Source organism: Vallitalea maricola, from assembly GCF_036985595.1.
Taxonomy (GTDB): domain Bacteria; phylum Bacillota; class Clostridia; order Lachnospirales; family Vallitaleaceae; genus Vallitalea; species Vallitalea maricola.
The window spans coordinates 1-203 of the sequence record NZ_BTPU01000467.1 but is presented as its reverse complement, the minus strand read 5'-3'; the positions used below and the strand labels follow the sequence as shown (position 1 = coordinate 203).

1 protein-coding gene is annotated in these 203 nt (G+C 34.0%); it reads left to right on the top strand.

Annotated elements, in window-relative coordinates; all coding sequences use genetic code 11:
• On the top strand, positions 1-203 hold a 203-nt coding region (locus AACQ14_RS24655; RefSeq protein WP_339366161.1), incomplete at both ends, for a hypothetical protein.

Here is a 203-nt window from a genome sequence, read left to right as displayed (position 1 = left end):
GGTCTCAAATGGTAACCAAGCTTGGCTTTATGGTAGTAAGAGCTTATTCTATGGGCTACCTTCTGATAATAAAAATGATCGGCTTGATTTATCTGAGATATCAAAGTTTTCTATGAACCAAGAAATTATTAGCGTTAACGTAACGGAAAATGGTCAATTAGCAACTGTTCAGGATGGTAAAAGTTTTTCTACGTATAATTTAG